Source organism: Pseudomonas syringae pv. tomato str. DC3000 (assembly GCF_000007805.1).
GTDB classification, from domain to species: Bacteria; Pseudomonadota; Gammaproteobacteria; order Pseudomonadales; family Pseudomonadaceae; genus Aquipseudomonas; species Aquipseudomonas avellanae.
Genome location: NC_004578.1, coordinates 550,578 through 568,225 on the forward strand (window position 1 = coordinate 550,578; position 17,648 = coordinate 568,225).

General features: G+C 58.9%; 14 protein-coding genes and 1 pseudogene. 4 read left to right on the forward strand and 11 right to left on the reverse strand.

Going from position 1 to position 17,648, the window contains the following annotated elements; translation table 11 throughout:
* Window positions 1-181: 181 nt before the first annotated feature.
* Window positions 182-973, reverse strand: a pseudogene (locus PSPTO_RS30025) (transposase); the annotation flags it as partial.
* 458 nt (window positions 974-1,431) lie between these two features.
* On the opposite strand from PSPTO_RS30025, the gene PSPTO_RS02640 reads away from it, so the two are divergent.
* From PSPTO_RS02640 to PSPTO_RS02650, 3 genes are all read left to right on the forward strand, one after another.
* On the forward strand, window positions 1,432-2,730 hold the full coding sequence (locus tag PSPTO_RS02640; RefSeq protein WP_010207011.1) for a GGDEF domain-containing protein: 1,299 nt from the start codon (window positions 1,432-1,434) through the stop codon (window positions 2,728-2,730).
* 169 nt (window positions 2,731-2,899) lie between these two features.
* Window positions 2,900-4,678, forward strand: a complete 1,779-nt coding sequence (locus PSPTO_RS02645) for an acyl-CoA dehydrogenase C-terminal domain-containing protein (RefSeq protein WP_011103167.1) — start codon at window positions 2,900-2,902, stop codon at window positions 4,676-4,678.
* Between the two features lie 415 nt (window positions 4,679-5,093).
* A complete protein-coding gene (locus tag PSPTO_RS02650; protein ID WP_002555565.1) occupies window positions 5,094-5,255 on the forward strand; it encodes a YqaE/Pmp3 family membrane protein in 162 nt (53 codons plus the stop codon).
* 40 nt (window positions 5,256-5,295) lie between these two features.
* On the opposite strand, the gene PSPTO_RS02655 is transcribed toward PSPTO_RS02650, so the two are convergent.
* From PSPTO_RS02655 to pqqF, 7 genes are all read right to left on the reverse strand, one after another.
* Window positions 5,296-7,128 carry a S9 family peptidase gene (locus PSPTO_RS02655; RefSeq protein WP_005763797.1) on the reverse strand — a complete coding sequence of 611 codons (1,833 nt, stop codon included), beginning with the start codon at window positions 7,126-7,128 and terminating at the stop codon, window positions 5,296-5,298.
* Window positions 7,091-8,260 carry a pyrroloquinoline quinone biosynthesis protein PqqE gene (gene pqqE, locus PSPTO_RS02660; RefSeq protein ID WP_005763799.1) on the reverse strand — a complete coding sequence of 390 codons (1,170 nt, stop codon included), beginning with the start codon at window positions 8,258-8,260 and terminating at the stop codon, window positions 7,091-7,093. Before pqqE ends, PSPTO_RS02655 begins: the two co-directional genes overlap by 38 nt.
* The gene (gene pqqD / locus PSPTO_RS02665; RefSeq protein WP_005614032.1) at window positions 8,253-8,549 is read right to left on the reverse strand and encodes a pyrroloquinoline quinone biosynthesis peptide chaperone PqqD; all 297 of its coding nucleotides are present in this window, start codon (window positions 8,547-8,549) and stop codon (window positions 8,253-8,255) included. The genes pqqE and pqqD overlap by 8 nt, the downstream gene beginning before the upstream one ends.
* Window positions 8,546-9,301, reverse strand: a complete 756-nt coding sequence (gene pqqC / locus PSPTO_RS02670) for a pyrroloquinoline-quinone synthase PqqC (RefSeq protein WP_005614033.1) — start codon at window positions 9,299-9,301, stop codon at window positions 8,546-8,548. Before pqqC ends, pqqD begins: the two co-directional genes overlap by 4 nt.
* 8 nt (window positions 9,302-9,309) lie before the next feature.
* Window positions 9,310-10,221, reverse strand: a complete 912-nt coding sequence (gene pqqB / locus PSPTO_RS02675) for a pyrroloquinoline quinone biosynthesis protein PqqB (protein WP_005763801.1) — start codon at window positions 10,219-10,221, stop codon at window positions 9,310-9,312.
* A 97-nt stretch (window positions 10,222-10,318) separates the two neighbouring features.
* Window positions 10,319-10,393, reverse strand: a complete 75-nt coding sequence (gene pqqA / locus PSPTO_RS02680; protein ID WP_003422658.1) for a pyrroloquinoline quinone precursor peptide PqqA — start codon at window positions 10,391-10,393, stop codon at window positions 10,319-10,321.
* A 135-nt stretch (window positions 10,394-10,528) separates the two neighbouring features.
* Window positions 10,529-12,856 (reverse strand): pyrroloquinoline quinone biosynthesis protein PqqF, encoded by a 2,328-nt coding sequence (gene pqqF / locus PSPTO_RS02685; RefSeq protein WP_057443183.1) that lies wholly within the window; start codon window positions 12,854-12,856, stop codon window positions 10,529-10,531.
* Window positions 12,857-13,082: 226 nt separating this feature from the next.
* Between pqqF and PSPTO_RS02690 the strand changes: the two genes are divergently transcribed.
* A protein-coding gene (locus tag PSPTO_RS02690; protein ID WP_149032136.1) for an IS3-like element ISPsy8 family transposase occupies window positions 13,083-14,434 on the forward strand; the annotation gives its coding sequence in 2 pieces (ribosomal slippage) (window positions 13,083-13,542 and window positions 13,542-14,434; 1,353 coding nt in all).
* 96 nt (window positions 14,435-14,530) lie between these two features.
* Here the strand turns inward: PSPTO_RS02690 and PSPTO_RS02695 are convergent.
* The 3 genes from PSPTO_RS02695 to PSPTO_RS02705 form a co-directional block, all read right to left on the reverse strand.
* On the reverse strand, window positions 14,531-15,337 hold the full coding sequence (locus PSPTO_RS02695) for a carbon-nitrogen hydrolase family protein (RefSeq protein ID WP_005763805.1): 807 nt from the start codon (window positions 15,335-15,337) through the stop codon (window positions 14,531-14,533).
* Window positions 15,338-15,354: 17 nt separating this feature from the next.
* Window positions 15,355-17,034 carry a flavin monoamine oxidase family protein gene (locus PSPTO_RS02700; protein ID WP_005763807.1) on the reverse strand — a complete coding sequence of 560 codons (1,680 nt, stop codon included), beginning with the start codon at window positions 17,032-17,034 and terminating at the stop codon, window positions 15,355-15,357.
* A gap of 151 nt (window positions 17,035-17,185) precedes the next feature.
* On the reverse strand, window positions 17,186-17,647 hold the full coding sequence (locus PSPTO_RS02705; RefSeq protein WP_003383369.1) for an Lrp/AsnC family transcriptional regulator: 462 nt from the start codon (window positions 17,645-17,647) through the stop codon (window positions 17,186-17,188).
* Between the last annotated feature and the right edge of the window lies 1 nt (window position 17,648).

Sequence of the window (17,648 nt, forward strand, 5' to 3'; positions counted from 1 at the left end):
TCCTCATATCCTCATAATTTAAGGTTATGAGTGGTCACTGAGCAGCATCAGGTTCCCTTTTTGATGATGCTCGTCAGTGAGCAGAGCTGCTGGCGGGCGCGCAGATCGTAACCGTCCGATAGACGATCCTGACCAGCCGATCTCGCTGTTCTATCCGTCTCCCGGTTCCACGCTGGAAGGTAACGAAGGGGCTGATCGCACGCTCTGCCGCATTGTTGTCGATCTGCAAATAACCGGCTTCGGTGTAGCGTACCAACTTGATCCAGTTGCTGGCCAGGTAGCTGGTGGCTTTGCCCAGCGCATTTTGCGCCGTCACTTGTGGCTGGGTTTTCTCCAGCCATGTGTGCAACTGCGCCAGCACAGGTAGGCTGTTTTGCTGTCGGCTTTCGTGGCGACGTTCATCGCCGACTTCTTTTAAATCTCGCTCGATACCGTGGCGACCCAACACTTTTTCGAAGCGATGCAGTGGCAGGCCATCGACGTATTTGGTCGTCAGCAACATCGCCAAAACGCTGGGGCTGGCCATGCTTTTTTCAATCAGTTGAGCAGGCTTGTCCACGGTGACTGGGGCGGCTTCGCACTCGCGGCAACCGTAGATCTTGCGCACATGTTTGATAACGCGGATTTGCGTCGGCACGATCTCGAGCTGCTCGCTGATTTCCTCACCAATGCTGTGTTTACGGTAACCGCGGGCGCAGATCAGTTCGTACTCGGGCAGTTCGTGGATGACTTCGATGCGCGGTAGATCGGCAGGCAGCGGCTTGCGCTTGCCACGACGTCTGGCTGGAGCTACGACCTCTTCTTCAATGGCCTCGTGCGCCAGTTCAACCTCGTGTCAGGCGTCGTTGAACAGCGCCATTTGGGGAGCCTTCGGGTCGATCATCTGTTCCGATTTTTGACCGAACAGCCGCTGCCTCAGCAGGGCAACTTGCTCTTCGAGCATGCCCATTCTGGATTGCATCTTTGCAAGCATCTGCTTGAGCAACACTGCGACCTTGATGTCCAGTTCGACCAGCGTGGCGAGGCCGTCGATGGATTTTCGGAAGTCGACAGGTTTGGGATAGAGATAGACTTTTTCGACTTTGGCGTCGGGACGCATCATGATGTGCTGGCTCTAGAAAGGAATCGGGAGCACAGCATCAGGGATCAGAGGGCGGCTTTGAATGTGGGGTTCATGGAGCGATTACATTCAACGGACCTTTCAGTCACTTATGACTATCGTGCGTGGCTCCGCGTCGCATGCTGTTCTGGACGCTCTGCGTCCGATCTTGAGTGCGCGGCGTAGCGAGAATCACGAATAAACATTTCCAGCCTCCTGCCGTTACAGAAGTAGCTTGTTTATTGATCCTGCCGAATGCATTGTTCGCTGGCTGAGGGCACAATGCCACCAGTCTGTGCGTCATTTCGATGCCAGGTAGGAGGGAACCTCTTTTGTTGCGTCCATCAGCTGCACGCTTGAGTCATTTTCTGCCTTCGCTTGGCTTGCTGGTGGCGGGGTTTGCTGCTGCGTACGTAAAAGACCTCAACGTGTTTCTCACTTCGCTGTTCAACGTGCTGCCGACACTGGTGTTGCTGTTGGGCGGTGCGTATTGCTGTGTTTACCGGCGCCAGCGCGAGCTGTTTCTGATGGTCACGGTGTATATCGCCTATTACCTTCTCGACACCCAGACCGACTTTTACCGTGACAACGGCAAGGTGCGCGAGGATGCCGCGGTCATCTTCCATCTGGTCTGCCTGCTGCTGCCGGTGTTATTCGGCCTTTATGCGGCGTGGGAGGAGCGCACTCACCTGTTCCAGGATCTGGTGGCGCGGCTTGCGGTGCTGATTGCGGTGGGCAGCGTGGCTCTGGGGCTGGAGCAGAGTTACCCGGTCGAACTGCAAGTGTGGCTGGCGGATATTCGCTGGCCCGCGCTGCACGGTTCGTGGATGAGCCTGATTCAGTTGTCTTACGCGATGTTTCTGTTGTCGTTCGCCGTGCTCATCTGGCAGTACCTGGAAAAACCGCGACCGCTGCATGCCGCACAGATCGTCGGTCTGCTGGGTTTGTTCTGGGCGCTGCCGAAAACGTTCATCCTGCCCTTCACCCTCAACATTCTCTGCAGCCAGGTCATGCTGATGATCGCCGCCGCCGTTGCTCACGAGGCTTATCAGATGGCCTTTCGCGACGAGCTCACCGGCTTGCCCGGACGCCGGGCGCTCAATGAGCGCATGCAGCGTCTGGGGCGCAATTATGTGCTGGCGATGAGTGATGTGGATCACTTCAAGAAATTCAACGACACCCACGGCCACGATGTAGGGGATCAGGTGCTGCGTCTGGTCGCCAGCAAACTGTCGAAAATCACCAACGGTGGCGGCAGGGCGTACCGCTATGGCGGTGAAGAATTCGCCATCGTGTTTGCCGCCAAAACCATCGATGAATGTATGCCGCACCTGGAAGCCATTCGCGAAACCATCGCCAATTACGCGATCCAGTTGCGCAACAAAGACAGCCGTCCTCAGGACGATCAGCAAGGACGCCAGCGGCGCAGCGGCGCTCACGAAGCCAGTGTATCGGTGACGGTCAGTATTGGCGTAGCCGAGCGTCAGCCAGAGCACCGCACCCCGGAAGAAGTGCTCAAGAGCGCAGACCAGGCGCTGTACGCGGCCAAAGGCGCAGGGCGCAATTGTGTGGTCGCCTACGGGCAGTTGAACCGGCGCGGCGCAGTGCGCACCACCGAAGCTGCCCACTGAGCAAATCAGGCACTTTCTCGTGACCTGTTATGACTATTGAGTCATGACACGACCCTATGTCTCTGAAATGTTGTTCGGGTAGACTCGTGGTTATCGACAGCTGATCTGCATCATTGCGTGCATCGATCAGCTTCCACAGGTCTCTTGCTCCGAGTTCACGAGGTTTGCCATGGCTGACTACAAAGCGCCACTGCGCGATATGCGCTTCGTCCTCAATGAAGTGTTCGAAGTTTCCAGACTCTGGGCTCAACTGCCTGAGCTGGCTGAAACAGTCGACGCCGAAACGGTCGATGCCATTCTTGAAGAAGCCGGCAAAGTCACCAGCAAGACCATCGCCCCGCTGAGCCGCAACGGTGATGAGGAAGGCTGCCACTGGAAAGACACTGTCGTGACCACTCCGGCAGGTTTCCCGGAGGCCTACCGGATTTACGCAGAGGGCGGCTGGGTCGGCGTGGGTGGCGACCCCGTGTTTGGCGGTATGGGCATGCCCAAGATTGTTTCGGCTCAGGTCGAGGAGATGATCAACTCCGCCAGCCTGGCGTTCGGCCTGTACGCGATGCTGACCTCCGGCGCCTGCGTATCGATAAACACCCACGCCACCGAAGCGCTCAAGGCCAAATTTTTGCCCAACATGTACTCGGGCGTCTGGGCAGGTTCGATGTGCCTGACCGAGGCGCACGCCGGTACGGACCTTGGCATGATTCGCACTAAAGCCGAACCGCAGACGGACGGCGCCTACACGATCACTGGCAGCAAGATTTTCATCACCGGCGGTGAGCACGACCTGACCGAGAACATCATTCACCTGGTACTGGCCAAGCTGCCGGACGCTCCGGCCGGGCCGAAAGGGATCTCGCTGTTTTTGGTGCCCAAGTTCATGGTCGGTGACGACGGCAGCCTCGGTGCGCGCAATACCGTCAGTTGTGGTTCCATTGAGCACAAGATGGGTATTCAGGCGTCGGCCACCTGTGTGATGAACTTCGATGACGCCGTCGGTTATCTGATCGGTGAGCCGAACAAGGGCCTGGCGGCGATGTTCACCATGATGAATTACGAACGTCTGGGTGTCGGTATCCAGGGTCTGGCGTCCGGTGTGCAGTCTTATCAGAACGCTGTCGAGTACGCTGTTGATCGTCTGCAAAGCCGTGCCCCGACCGGTGCACAGAACAAGGACAAGGCCGCTGATCCGATCATCGTCCACCCTGATGTGCGGCGCATGCTGCTGACCATGAAAGCCTTCAACGAAGGCGGTCGGGCATTCTCCAGTTACGTTGCTCTGCAACTGGACATCGCCAAGTTCAGCGAAGATGACGCCGCGCGTAAACGTGCCGATGATCTGGCAGCGCTGCTCACGCCAGTCGCCAAGGCCTTCCTGAGCGACATCGGTCTGGAAACCACGGTCCACGGCCAGCAGGTGTTCGGTGGTCACGGTTACATTCGTGAGTGGGGTCAGGAGCAACTGGTGCGTGACGTGCGTATCACGCAGATCTATGAAGGCACCAACGGCATTCAGGCACTGGACCTGGTGGGGCGCAAGATCGTCGGCTCCAATGGCGCGCTCTATCAGTTGTTCTCGGATGAAGTGCGCCAGTTCATCGATACTTCCGATAGCTCGCTCGGTGAATTTACCCGACCGCTGACGGCAGCGTTGAATATGCTGGACGAGCTGACCGGCTGGGTGCTGGACCGCTCGCGTAGCAACCCGAACGAGATCGGCGCTGCATCCGTTGAGTACCTGCATCTGTTCGGTTACACCGCTTACGCCTACATGTGGGCGATGATGGCCAAGGCAGCCTTTGGCAAGGAGCAGCAGGACGACTTTTATGCGAGCAAGCTGGGCACGGCGCGCTTCTACTTCGCCCGCCTGCTGCCGCGTATTCATTCGCTGGATGCCTCGGTGCGGGCAGGCAGTGAATCACTGTTTTTGTTGGAGGCATCACAATTCTGACTTGAAAAAGTCGTGTAAGCATTTGCTTACACTCCGTGGTGCCAATTGACCTCTTCCCAATAAAGGGATCCAAAGTTAATCTTTGTACATGGACGTAGCGCAGGAAGCGCAACAAGACATAACAGGGACACGTAGGGAAGCCTGCCAGGACGGCGGGGTGAAAGGGAAATCAGGGAAACAGTCTGGAAAGCCCCGCTTAGGCGGGGTTTTCTTTGTCTGCGTTTTAAGGATTGAGGTTTTCGCTGTTCATCAATTCCGCCTTGAACGCCCCCTTGCGCCGCGTGTCGCGGTCTTCTTTAGATAAAGCCCCCAGAGAAAGAATAATGGCGTCGTGCCAGAGCCGGTTGAACCCTCACCGCCGGCAAGGGTCGATTAGCTGTATGGCCAATCAGAGCCAATCAATCAGGAGCTTTTCATGGACATCATTCGTATCATTTTCGCCATTCTGCTGCCTCCGGTGGGCGTGTTCATGCAAGTCGGCTTCGCTGGCGCTTTCTGGCTGAATATTCTGCTGACCCTGCTGGGCTACATTCCAGGCATCATCCACGCGATCTACATCATCGTTTCGCGTAAGTAACGCCACGGCGCATTCGTTGATCGTTCCCCATCGGGAACGATCACACGGCCTGATCAAGCACGTCCCGGTAAAAACGCCACTCTTTCTCCAACGCATCTGCCTGGTTATGTGCCTTGCGGAAGCCATGATGCTCGTCCGGGTAAAAGTGCCCTTCGGCCTTGATGCCGTTGTCCTGCAGAGCCTTGAGCATGGCGCGGGTCTGCTCCGGCACCACCACGGCGTCCAGTTCGCCCTGGAAGAAAATCACCGGCACGCTGATTAGATTTGCATGTAGCAAAGGCGTGCGTGCCTCGTAGCGTTCGATGTCTGTTACCGGGTCGCCGATCAGCCAGTCCAGATAATCGCCCTCGAACTTATGCGTTGCCTTGGCCAGTGCGACCGGATCGCTGACGCCATACAGGCTGGCCCCTGCGCGAAACACGTCCTCGAAGGCCAGTGCGCACAGCGTGGTGTAACCGCCAGCGCTGCCGCCACGGATGAAGGCCTGTTGTTCGTCAATCAAGCCGCGCTCGGCCAGATGCGTGACCACGGCGCAAGCGTCTTGCACATCCGCCACGCCCCAGGTCAGGTGCAGGCCTTGGCGATAGGCGCGTCCGTAGCCGCTGCTGCCGCGATAATTGAGGTCTGCAACGGCAAAGCCGCGATGCGTCCAGTATTGAATGCGCGGGTCGAGTACCGGGTAACAGGCTGAGGTCGGGCCGCCGTGGATGAAGACCACCAACGGCGGCTTTTGCGCACCCGTCATGGCCGGATAGAAATAGCCATAGGCCTCGGCTCCGCCGCTGGGATAGCACAGCGCCTGCGGGCGGCTGATCAGTTCGGCAGGCAGCGGGGAGCCACCGCCTGCCAGCACGTGCACGCTGTGATCGGCGCGGGAAATGGCCAGCACTGCCGCCGTGCTCACGGCCGAAGCGGCGATGCAATAGACAAACTCTTCGTCAACCGCGAGGCTGCGAAAGCGGCTGTAACCAACGCTGAAATCCTCTGTTGAGCCATCAGCCTGACAAAGCCCCAATACCCCTGAACCGTCCTGCGACCAACTGGCCAGATAGCCGTCATTGATCGGCAGCCAGGTGCAACTGCCCAGTTGCCAGGGTGCAGACGCATGATCGGCGGAGGCGGCAGGAAGCGCAGCAAACCCGGACGGTGTTTCGCCCCACGGCTGCCAGAACCCGGCGCGGTCGGTCAGGCAATACAAGCGACTCCGGGCATCAAAACGAGGTTGCTGCAGGGATTCTTCAGCGCCGTCGCCTGCAATGCACACGGCGACGCCCCATTGGCCATCGTCCTGCTTTGCCGCACACATCAGGCGGCTGCGGGTCCACGGTTGATGCGGGCGCTGCCATTCGATCCAGGCCAGGCGCTTGCCGTTGGCACTGACGATCGGCGAGGCATAGAAATCAGCGCCTTCGGCCAGCAACACGCGCTGCCCGTCAGCCAGATTGATAGCGACCAGTCTATGGGTGTTGTGGTCTTCTTCGACGGCGAGTACCTGGCCATTGCTGAAGAACACGCCGCCATAGCGTTTGTCGCCCTGAGTCAGCGCAACCGGCACGCTGGCGTCCAGCGCCTGGCGGTACAGCTGTTGATCGCGCTCGTTGACGAACACCACGGCATCGTCAGCCAGGCAGAACGAGCCGCCGCCGTACTCGTACACCCGGCTGCGCACACTGAAGCCTTGCGGCGTCAGGCAGTGCTTGCTGTTGGCGTACCAGTGCCAGATGCGACATGCGCCGTCTTCGGGGCGGTATTCGTTCCAGAACAGGCCCGCCGAACTGACGTCCAGCTCGGCGAAGTCAACGCCAGCGGCGACCGCCTGTGCGGCGGTCAGGGTGTCAGGAAGATTTTGCGATGAGGCGTGAGTTTCGGTCATTGCGAAAGGCCAGCTCTTCAATGGTTTGAGTAGCGGTTTCGGACTCGTCGCGAGCCTGAGTGATGATCCCGTGGTGATAAGACTTGCTGCACACCGGGTCGGCATTGGCAGCATCGCCGGTCAGCATGAACGCCTGGCAGCGACAGCCGCCGAAGTCCTTTTCCTTCTCGTCGCACGAACGGCACGGCTCGGGCATCCAGTCGTAACCGCGAAAGCGGTTGAAGCCGAACGAGTCGTACCAGATGTGCTGCATGCTGTGTTCGCGCACATTGGGAAACTGGATCGGCATCTGTCGCGCGCCGTGACAGGGCAGGGCGGTGCCGTCCGGGGTGACGGTCAGGAAGATATTGCCCCAGCCGTTCATGCAGGCCTTGGGACGCTCTTCGTAGTAATCGGGGGTCACGAAGATCAGTTTGCAGGGATGGTCTTGCGCGGCCAACTGGTCGCGGTACTCATTGGTGACCGCTTCGGCGCGCACCAGTTGATCCTTGGTGGGCAGCAGACCGACGCGGTTCAGGTGCGCCCAGCCATAGAACTGACAGGTTGCCAGCTCGACGAAGTCCGCTTCCAGCGCCAGACACAGCTCGATGATCTTGTCGATCCGGTCGATGTTGTGCCGGTGGGTCACGAAATTCAGCACCATCGGATAGCCGTGCTTCTTCACCGCTTTGGCCATCTCCAGCTTTTGCGCAAAGGCTTTTTTCGAGCCGGCGAGCATGTTGTTCACTTGCTCGTCGCTGGCCTGAAAGCTGATCTGGATATGGTCCAGCCCGGCCTTTTTGAAGGCGATGATCTTTTCTTCTGTCAGGCCGATGCCTGAGGTAATCAGGTTGGTGTAAAAACCCAATCGCCGAGCTTCGGCGATCAGCTCGGCCAGGTCCTGACGCACCAGCGGCTCGCCACCGGAAAAACCGATCTGGGCGGCCCCCATTTCACGCGCTTCCTGCATGACCTTGAACCACTGCTCGGTAGTCAGCTCCTGACCCTGCCTGGCGAAATCCAGCGGGTTAGAGCAGTAAGGGCATTGTAGCGGGCAGCGATAGGTCAGCTCGGCCAGCAGCCACAGCGGCAGGCCGACCTCCGGGGTGGGCGGTATGTAAGGGCTGTGGGCAGCAGGCGCGATATCAGACAAGATCGATCCAGTACTTTTCTTTGGCCACTTTCATGAAGTCGTCGACGTCCATTCCAAGCTCGGGGATGTTGGGGAATTCCCTTTGCAGTTCGGCGATGATAGCGGCGATCGTGCGCTCTCCATCAATCAGCCCACCGATCAGGCTCGCGCTGTCATTGAGCTTGATCATGCCTTCCGGGTAAAGAACCACATGAGCTTTTTGCGCAGGCTCGTATTGAAAGCGATAGCCGTGGTGCCACTTGGGCGTAAGTGCTCGAAAAGCCGGATCGTGTTTTATCTCGTGCTTCATGGCGTAATCCCCTTATGCCAGACCTTCTGGTCTGTGACGCTGTGGTACGGGGGGCGGTTCAATTCATACGCCATGGACATGGCATCGAGCATGCTCCACAGAATGTCGAGTTTGAACTGCAGGATTTCCAGCATGCGCTGCTGGCCTTCATACGTAGTGTAGTGCTGTAACGTGATTGCGAGGCCGTGTTCCACATCGCGACGTGCCTGACCCAGGCGAGTACGGAAATACTCGTAACCTGTGGGGTCAATCCACGGGTAATGCTGTGGCCAGCTGTCCAGGCGCGATTGATGAATCTGCGGTGCGAACAACTCGGTCAGCGAGCTGCTGGCGGCCTCTTGCCAGTTGGCGCGGCGGGCGAAGTTCACGTAGGCATCGACCGCAAAGCGCACACCGGGCAGTACCAGTTCCTGCGAGCGCAACTGATCCGGGTCCAGCCCCACGGCCTCGCCGAGGCGCAGCCAGGCTTCGATGCCGCCGTCTTCACCGGGCGCGCCGTCGTGGTCCAGCAGGCGCTGAATCCACTCGCGACGAATCTCGCGATCCGGGCAATTGGCCAGAATGGCGGCGTCCTTGAGCGGGATGTTCACCTGATAGTAAAAGCGGTTGGCGACCCAGCCCTGAATCTGCTCGCGGGTCGCGCGGCCTTCATACATCGCCACATGAAACGGATGATAGATGTGGTAATAGGCGCCCTTGGCACGTAAGGCCTGCTCGAATTCAGCCGGGGACAGCGCAGTCGCTTCACTCATGTCAGCTCCTAAAGCTCGATGCTCATGCCGTCAAAGGCGACTTCAACGTTGCGCCGGACCAGTTCGGCGCGCTCCGGCGAGTCTTCGTCGAGAATCGGGTTGGTGTTGTTGATGTGGATAAGCACCTTGCGCTGCTCGGGGAAGCCTTCCAGCACGTCGAGCATGCCGCCAGGCCCGTTCTGTGCCAGATGGCCCATTTCCCGGCCGGTGCGGGTGCCGACGCCACGGCGCTGCATCTCGTCATCGTCCCACATCGTGCCATCGACCAGCAGGCAGTCGGCGTCGCGCATTTTCTCGGCCAGCGCTTCATCGACCTTGCCCAGGCCCGGCGCGTAGAACAGCTTGCCGCCGGTGCGTGTGTCTTCGACCAGCAGGCCGATGTTATCGCCCGGATGCGGGTCGAACCGGTGCGGCGAGTAAGGCGGTGCCGCGCTGCGCAGCGGGAACGGTGTGAAGCGCAGGTTCGGACAGGCCGGGATCACGAAGCTACCTTGCAGCTCGATGCGGTTCCAGTTCAGGCCGCCGTTCCAGTGCTTGAGCATTTCAAACAGCGGGAAGCCGGTACTCAGGTCTTCATGGACCATGTCGGTACACCAGACCTGATGCGGGCAGCCTTCGCGCAAACTGAGCAAGCCGGTGGTGTGGTCGATCTGGCTGTCCATCAGCACGATAGCGCTGATGCCGGTATCGCGTAACGCCCGCCCCGGCTGCATGGGCGCAAAACCCTGCAGTTGCGCGCGAATATCCGGCGAGGCATTGCACAGCACCCAGTTCACGCCGTCGTCGGACAGCGCGATGGACGACTGGGTACGCGCTTGCGCCCGCAGGCTGCCGTCACGAAAACCCGCACAATTGACGCAGTTGCAGTTCCACTGCGGGAATCCACCGCCCGCAGCGGAACCTAGAATCTGGATGTACATGTCAGCTCCCTGGCACACAATCTGGAACACAAAAACAAAGAACCGCTACAACCATAAAAAAAGCCCCGGCGAACCGAGGCTTCACAGCGCAATGAAATCAACGGCTTGCGAAGTACATGGTGACTTCAAAACCGATACGCAGATCAGTGTAAGCAGGTTTAGTCCACGACATAAAAATCTCCTCGGATGAATGCTACGGTTGGTGACTACATCTTAGTGCACCGCTGACGGCATACGTTCAGATGCTTAGGGAGCTATGTTACTCAATTTAACAATTTGGCAGGGCCAGAATCTGCAGAAAAGACCGTTACCGTTCAGGTAAGGATAACGGGACGGCCGCGCTGGCAGGGCGGCTGGCTACGATGAGCCAGCCGCCTGCAGCGTCAATCAGTTGGTTGGCGGTGGCGAGCAGCGAGTGTGTATCCAGATTTGACAGGGCGCGCTGCAGGGCTTGCGAATGATGCGCCCGATGCCCGGCAAGGTACGCCTGCCAGTGTATATCTGCCTGTTGCTGATCCGGCATGTTTGCGGGGTCGAACTGGGCGGACAGCACCCGGATTTGCTCGGGCAGGTCTGCAGTGCGAATGAGCGCCGGCAAACGGCCGATAAACGCCTCGATGTGCTGAAAAAGCTGATCGGCACTGCAGGTGGGCGATTGCACACCGAACAGCAGCCCGGTCCTCCCGGCGATCTGCCTGATGCCGCTGAACACCGCGTACCCCAATTGCAACTCGACGCGCAGCCGCTGGTAGAACGGCGCTTGCAGCAGGTGCGCGAGCAGCCGCCAGGCGGCTTCATCTTCGACTGAGGCCGTTGGCGCAGGGCAAAATACCAGCACGGCGTTTTCGGACGAGGACGATGCTTCGCTGCTCCAGCGTTTGCCGAGGCGAATGGCGGGTAGCGTGGGCACGTCTGTTTGCCGGGTGCCCGGGGTGGCGTTCAGTGCGGTGTTCAACTGCAACTGGCTGGCGGCGCAGAACCCGCTGGCGAAGCTGATCCAGCGCGAATGTTTCCAGACGGTGTGCAGATCACCCGTGGTTTGCGCCTGTTTGCTGATCAAATAGTGATCAGCAAGATGCTTGAGCAACTGGCGAACAGGGATCAGCGGTTCACTGGCCTGCCCGGCGTGTGTCAGCGGTCCAGGTGCGGCGTGTCGCAGGCGTTGCAGAGCGTGTTCGATGACCGCCACCATCGGTGCCCGCAAACCGTTCAGCTGTATCTGCCAGTAGTTGCCGTAGGCACTGAACGTCAGGTTTACACCGGCTTGCCGGGCGTCCTCGATCAGTGGCGTGAGCCGGGTATTGAGCATCTGCCAAAGCGTCGGCTGCGCTGAAGGTAATTCCCAACGCAGGTAAAGCGCCGCTTCAGGGCTGTCTTCGGCTATGGATTCCAGAAAGGGGTTGGGCGCTGGCAGGCGCCATTCGGCCAGCGTGCTGTCCAGGTTATCCACTGGTGCCGAGCCGATCAGAGCGTTGCTTGTGAGTTGTTCCAGCAGCTCACGCAATGCGTCAGCGCCTTGGTCACTCAACTGTGCAGGCAGTTCACGACAGTGATGGTGTGCCAGGGTCAGTGCTCCGCTCATTTGCAGGCGGCGCTGTTCCAGGCGTTGATATTCCTCGATCAGCGCTGGCCATTGGGTTTTGAAGAACCGGAGCCAGCTCAAAAGCAGCGATTTTATCGTGGATGCGCTCGGCCGATTTGCGTTGAGCTCGATATCCAGCAGCAGTTGCCCATCAAACTGATACAGCGGCGTTGCGTTAAGCGACTCGATCAGGCCCCGCTCGATCAATGTGGCGATCAGCCCGCCCGGCTGCGCGGCATTCAGCCAGTGACAGAGGAACGCCACGGCCTCGTCAGCTTTCGCGGGCAGGTGCTCGCAGGCGAACAGCAGGTGTTTTTGCTCGTCGATGTGTTCAAGGCTGGTTGGGTGCTTCATCAGCGGCGCAGGGGCGTGCTGTCTGACTTTTGTGCCGCTGGCGAACAGTGCGCCATGCGTATTAGCCAGCGTTTCCAGTTCCGCCAACGATTGCGGACCGCTCAGGCACAGGGTCATCTGTGCGGCCTGATAGAAGCGCTGATAGAAGTTTTGCAGCGCCTGTTGAAAGGCCGGGTTGGGCACCGAGAGGCTGTAGCGATTGCCCGCATGAAAGCCGCGCAGCGGGTGCTGTGGATTGACTGCAGCCAGCAAACGTAACTGATCGCGCGCGTTTGCATCGCCACGCCAGGCGATGAACTCGGCGTGCAACACTTCGCGTTCGCGCAGCTGATCGGCGACGGTCATGCGCGGCCGGGCGAGCATGTCGCACAGCCGCTCCAGCCCTTGAGCGAATGCCGTCTGCGGCAGTTCGAAGAAGAAGTCGGTGGTGCGTTCACGGGTACTGGCATTCACCTGACCGCCGTGACGCTGCACGAACGTCATCAGGTTTTCCCCGGCCTGGAAGCGCTCGGTGCCGAGGAAAAACAGATGCTCCAGAAAGTGCGCCAGCCCCGGCCACGCCAGCGGCGCATCGTGACTGCCTGCGGCCACGCGCAATGATGCCGCACTGCGCTTGAGCCGCGAATCGTGACACAGCGCCACACTCAGGCCGTTGGCCAGCGTGATGCGTCTGAGGTCAGCGGATTGAGGGGCAGGCATGAGGGCGTCCACAGGAGCAGGGAAGGCAAAGCGTCATGCTAGCGGATAACCGACGGAGTTCGCGAGCCTGGCATGATAGTTGAGATGGCCAGTACAGTCGCAGGAATTGGATCGCCTGAAACACAGTCTTCGCGAACAAGTTCGCTCCCACAGGGGCCATGTGTGCCCCGTAAATGGACTGCCCCCAAGAAGTTGGACACCAATCCGACCTAATGGGGGTGTTCAAATGGCCAAGTATTCAGAGCAATTCAAGCTCACCGTCGTCAAAGCCTATCTTGCAGGCAACATAGGCTTTCGCAAGGTGTCCAGCCAGTTCTCGATCGATTCCAGCCTGCTTCGACGCTGGGTCGCCAATTACAAGAGCCATGGGCACACAGGCCATCGTAAGCCTGGTCTTCGGTACAGCGAAGCCTTCAAACGCTCAGTGCTGGAGCACAAGCGCGAGCACGGGCTGTCCCTTCGCCAGACCGCAGCGCATTTTGGTATTGGTGATCCTGGCCAAATAGTCATTTGGGAACAGCAGCATTACAGTAACGATCTAGCCCCCTACGTTCCCAAGAGAAGAAAGTCTGTTGCCATGCCCAAGAAGCCTTATCCCACCGCACCAGTAATCGACGACGATACGCAGAAGACGCGTGACCAGTTAATGGCCGAGCTCGAATACCTGCGCATGGAGAACGCTTACCTAAAAAAGTTGGAAGAGTTGAAGGAGCAGCAACGACGGCAAAAGAAAAAGCCCTGATCGTCAAACAACTGAGGAGCCGCTTCTCGCTCTGCGCCCTTCTGACGCTGGCGGGCTTGGCGCGCAGTACGTTCTACTATCAGGTTCAGGTGCAATCCAGACCCGATCCAGATGCTGCTCTAAAGCAGGAGGTAGAGCGGATTTATCACGAGGAGAGAGGTCTTTATGGGGCTCGGCGCATCACAGCGGTTATCCGCAACTCAGGCACGCTGGTCAACAAGAAGGTTGTGGAGAGATTGATGGCTGAACTGGGTCTGCGCTCCGTTGTTCGACCAAAAAAATACCGTTCCTATAAGGGCACCGTCGGAAAAATTGCACCGAATTTGCTGGAGCGCAATTTCACGGCGCAACGCCCGAACCAGAAATGGGTGACCGATGTGACCGAGTTTAAAGTGGCCAATCGAAAGCTGTATCTCTCGCCTGTGATGGACCTGTACAACGGTGAGATCGTGGCGTACGAATTGTCTACCAGGCCGTGCTTTGAGCTGGTCACCAGTATGCTGGACAAGGCGTTGCAGCAGTTGCAAGACGAGCCGAAGCTTGTGATGCACTCGGATCAAGGCTGGCAGTATCAACACGCGCAGTACCGTCAGAAACTGGCGGCAAAGGGTGTGAAGCAAAGCATGTCTCGTAAGGGAAATTGCCTGGACAACGCTGCGATGGAAAGCTTTTTTGGTACGCTTAAGTCCGAGTTTTTCTACTTGAAACGATTTGAAAGCATAGAAGAGCTGACGGCAGGTCTGGAGGAGTACATCCGCTACTACAACCATGACCGCATTAAGCTGAAGCTAGGCGGCCTGAGCCCCGTAAAATACAGGACTCAGGCGGCAAGCTAAAACTGTCCAACTTCCGGGGGGCAGTCCAAAATGTGGGAGTGACCGGGGCGGCGATCCGCATTGCTCACGAAGAGGCCGCTGCAGCCGCTTGATGTATCAGTCTCGGGCTCGGGTCAGTGACGTATACAACTCTGGCCGACGATCAACAAAGTAGTCGTTCACCGTTCTGGCCTGCGCCAGCAGTGCTTTGTCCAGCGTCCCCACCAGCAAGCCTTCGTCCTGACCTGCCAGCAGCGGGCGGCTGCCGTCCGGTGCGCAGAGACTGCTAAGCCCGCAGTAACGAATCTCGCCTTCGCTGCCGCAATAGTTGGCGTATACCACGTAACAGTGGTTCTCGAACGCCCGCGCCCGCACGGTCACGTCACAGACAAAGTCGTAAGGCGCCATGTTCGCGGTCGGCACCAGGATCAGCTCGGCCCCTGCCAGCGCCAGCCGGCGAGTGTTTTCGGGGAATTCCACGTCGTAGCAAATCAGCATGCCCAATCGCCAGCCGTTCAATTCAACCACCGGGAAATAGTCTGCGCCCGCGGAGAACATCGATCTGTCCAGCTCACTGAACAAATGCGTCTTGCGGTAGTTGCACAGACTGACGCCGTGCTCGTCGATCAGTTGCACAGCGTTGTACACCTGCTGATCGGTATCGCGCTCCGGGTAGCCGTACAGGATCGCAATGCCATTGGCCTTCGCGATCGCAGCGATGCGCGTAGCTGCCGAACCGTCGTGTGCCTGCGCCAGCTCACTGACCGCTTGGGCGCCAATGTTGTAGCCGGTCAGAAACATCTCCGGGCAAATCAGCACATTCGCACCTTGTGCGGCGGCGCTGACGGCCTGTTGCTCCAGACGAGCCAGGTTGCCGCTGATGTCCAGCGGCAGTGGCGGGCATTGATACAGCGCTATGCGCATGACGTTTTCCCTGGTTGTCAGTCAGCCAGCGTGATCGGGCCGATTTCGTGGAATACATCGCCGGGGCCCGGGTTTTCAGCGTGAGTCTTGCCGCCAAAGTGATTCATGATGCCCCATACCGCATTCAGCGACGTCTGCACCGCGCCTTCTACCCAGGCTGGCGTCCAGGACACATCGTCACCGGCGATGAACATGCCGCGCTGTTCGCTGGGCATGTCCTGCTGCATGAAGTGCGCGTACATGCGCTGGTTGTAGCGGTAATGGCCCGGAAGCGCACCCTTGAACGCGCCGAGGAAGTGCGGATCGGCTTCCCACGAAACGGTGATCGGATCGCCGATGATGCGCGCCGCGATGTCCACTTTCGGGTAAATCTTTTTCAGCGCATCGAGCGCCAGCTTCACGCGCTTCTCGATGGGTTGCGGCAGCATCTTCAGTGCATCGCTCATCCACGAGTAGGACAGGCAGATCACCCCCGGCTTGTCGTCGCCGTTATCGAACAGATAAGTGCCACGGGTCAATCGGTCGGTGAGGGTCATGCTCATCAGGTCGCGACCGGTTTGCGGGTCCTTGTCTTTCCAGAACGGCCGGTCGACCATGACGAACGTCTTCGACGACTGCATGTAACGGGTGCGGTCCAGGGCCATCCACATCTTTTGCGAGAACAGCGATTCCTCGCACTCGATCTGGGTGGTCAGCAGCCAGCTTTGGCAGGTGGTCAGCACGGCGGCGTATTGCCGGGTGTCGCCCCAGTTGTCGGTCACGGCAAAGCTTCCATCCTCGGCTCGCGCAATGCGCTTCACGCCGGGGCGAGGCGCGCCACGATGTAACGAAGACAGGCTGGTGCCCTTCGGCCAATGGGTGCAACGCTCGGGCACGTGGCTCCATAACCCGACCGGCACTTGCTGCACGCCGCCGACGATCAGGTGCTGGTGCTCATCGCAGTTGGTCATCACCACGCGGAAGATTTCCAGCATCGAATTGGGGAAGTCCGAATCCCAGCCGCCAGTGCCGAAACCGACCTGGCCAAACACTTCGCGATGATAGAAGGACAGTTTGGCGAACGCCTTGGACGTCGCGACGAAGTCATAGAAGGTGCGGTCGTCCCACAACGGCACCAGCTTGTTCCACAGCTCCTTGAGACGCGGCACATCACGGTCGCGGATGGCTTGCTGGATGTCACCGAACTGCGAGCCGCTTTCCAGTGCGTCGGCCCAGGCATCGGCGACTTCCTGAAACAGGGCTGGCAGGTCCGATAGCATCTGCGCGTAATAAGTGGTGCCTTCCAGGTCGATGACCGTGCTGCCGGAGGCGGCCGTCAGCGGGTTGGGAAACGGCCTGGACTCAAGGCCCAGCTTGTCGACGTAGTGAAAGAACGCCGTCGATGACACCGGGAAGCGCATGCCGCCCAATTCTGCAACGATGCCTTTGGCGCCTTCGAACTCCTGCGAGCGCAGACGGCCGCCCATCTTGGAGGCTTCATACACCACGGGTTTGAGGCCCATCTTCATCAATTCGTAAGCCGCTACCAGCCCGGCAATACCGGCGCCGATAATCGCCACTTCTGCGCCATGATGTTCAGCCGGAATGCTGCCCAGACCCTTCGGGTGCTCGATCCAGTCATCGAAGGCAAAGGGGAAATCAGGGCCGAACATGGTGATCGGCTTCTTGCCGTTGGCGGGGTGACGGTTGTTCTTCATGACGGACCTTGATGGGCAACGGCGAAAAACAACAGTCTAGATAAGCGCGAGCACGTTAATAAGACGCAAAGTGTCGTCGAAATGCAGTTTGTTTGTGCTAAATGACGAAGCTTGTGGTTGTTTTGAGTGTTTCGTCGTTATTCGCACTGAGTCAGACCGGCTGCCCACGGTCGATCTTGCTGCTGAGAATGATCGACGTGGTGGTTTTCTCCACGCCGTCCACGCTGCCAATCAGGTCAAGAAGCTGGTCCAGTTGCTCTGGAGAATCAGTGCGCAACCAGGCGACATAATCGAACTCGCCACTCACCGCACACAATTGCTGAACCTGCGCCATCGCACTCAAGCGCCGTAGCACTTCCTTGCCCGAGCGCGGTTGTACGGTGATGCCGACATAGGCCTGCAAGCCGCCGTTCACCACGCGTTGCGCCAGACGCACGCCATAGCCGGTGATCACTTTGCTGCTTTCCAGCCGTGCAAGTCGCGAGGTGACGGTGGTGCGGGCGATGCCCAGTTGGCGGGCCAGCATGGCGACGCTTTCGCGTGCGTTGATTTGCAGCGCAGCGATCAATTTCTGATCAATTTCATCGAGCACGGGCGGGCGGGTTTCGGACACG

Coding starts and splice junctions, on each gene's coding strand:
- PSPTO_RS02645 (WP_011103167.1), top strand. CDS start 2,900: ATGGCTGACTACAAAGCGCCACTGCGCGATATGCGCTTCGTCCTCAAT.
- PSPTO_RS02650 (WP_002555565.1), top strand. CDS start 5,094: ATGGACATCATTCGTATCATTTTCGCCATTCTGCTGCCTCCGGTGGGC.
- PSPTO_RS02655 (WP_005763797.1), bottom strand. CDS start 7,128: ATGACCGAAACTCACGCCTCATCGCAAAATCTTCCTGACACCCTGACC.
- pqqD (WP_005614032.1), bottom strand. CDS start 8,549: ATGAAGCACGAGATAAAACACGATCCGGCTTTTCGAGCACTTACGCCC.
- pqqC (WP_005614033.1), bottom strand. CDS start 9,301: ATGAGTGAAGCGACTGCGCTGTCCCCGGCTGAATTCGAGCAGGCCTTA.
- pqqB (WP_005763801.1), bottom strand. CDS start 10,221: ATGTACATCCAGATTCTAGGTTCCGCTGCGGGCGGTGGATTCCCGCAG.
- pqqF (WP_057443183.1), bottom strand. CDS start 12,856: ATGCCTGCCCCTCAATCCGCTGACCTCAGACGCATCACGCTGGCCAAC.
- PSPTO_RS02695 (WP_005763805.1), bottom strand. CDS start 15,337: ATGCGCATAGCGCTGTATCAATGCCCGCCACTGCCGCTGGACATCAGC.
- PSPTO_RS02700 (WP_005763807.1), bottom strand. CDS start 17,034: ATGAAGAACAACCGTCACCCCGCCAACGGCAAGAAGCCGATCACCATG.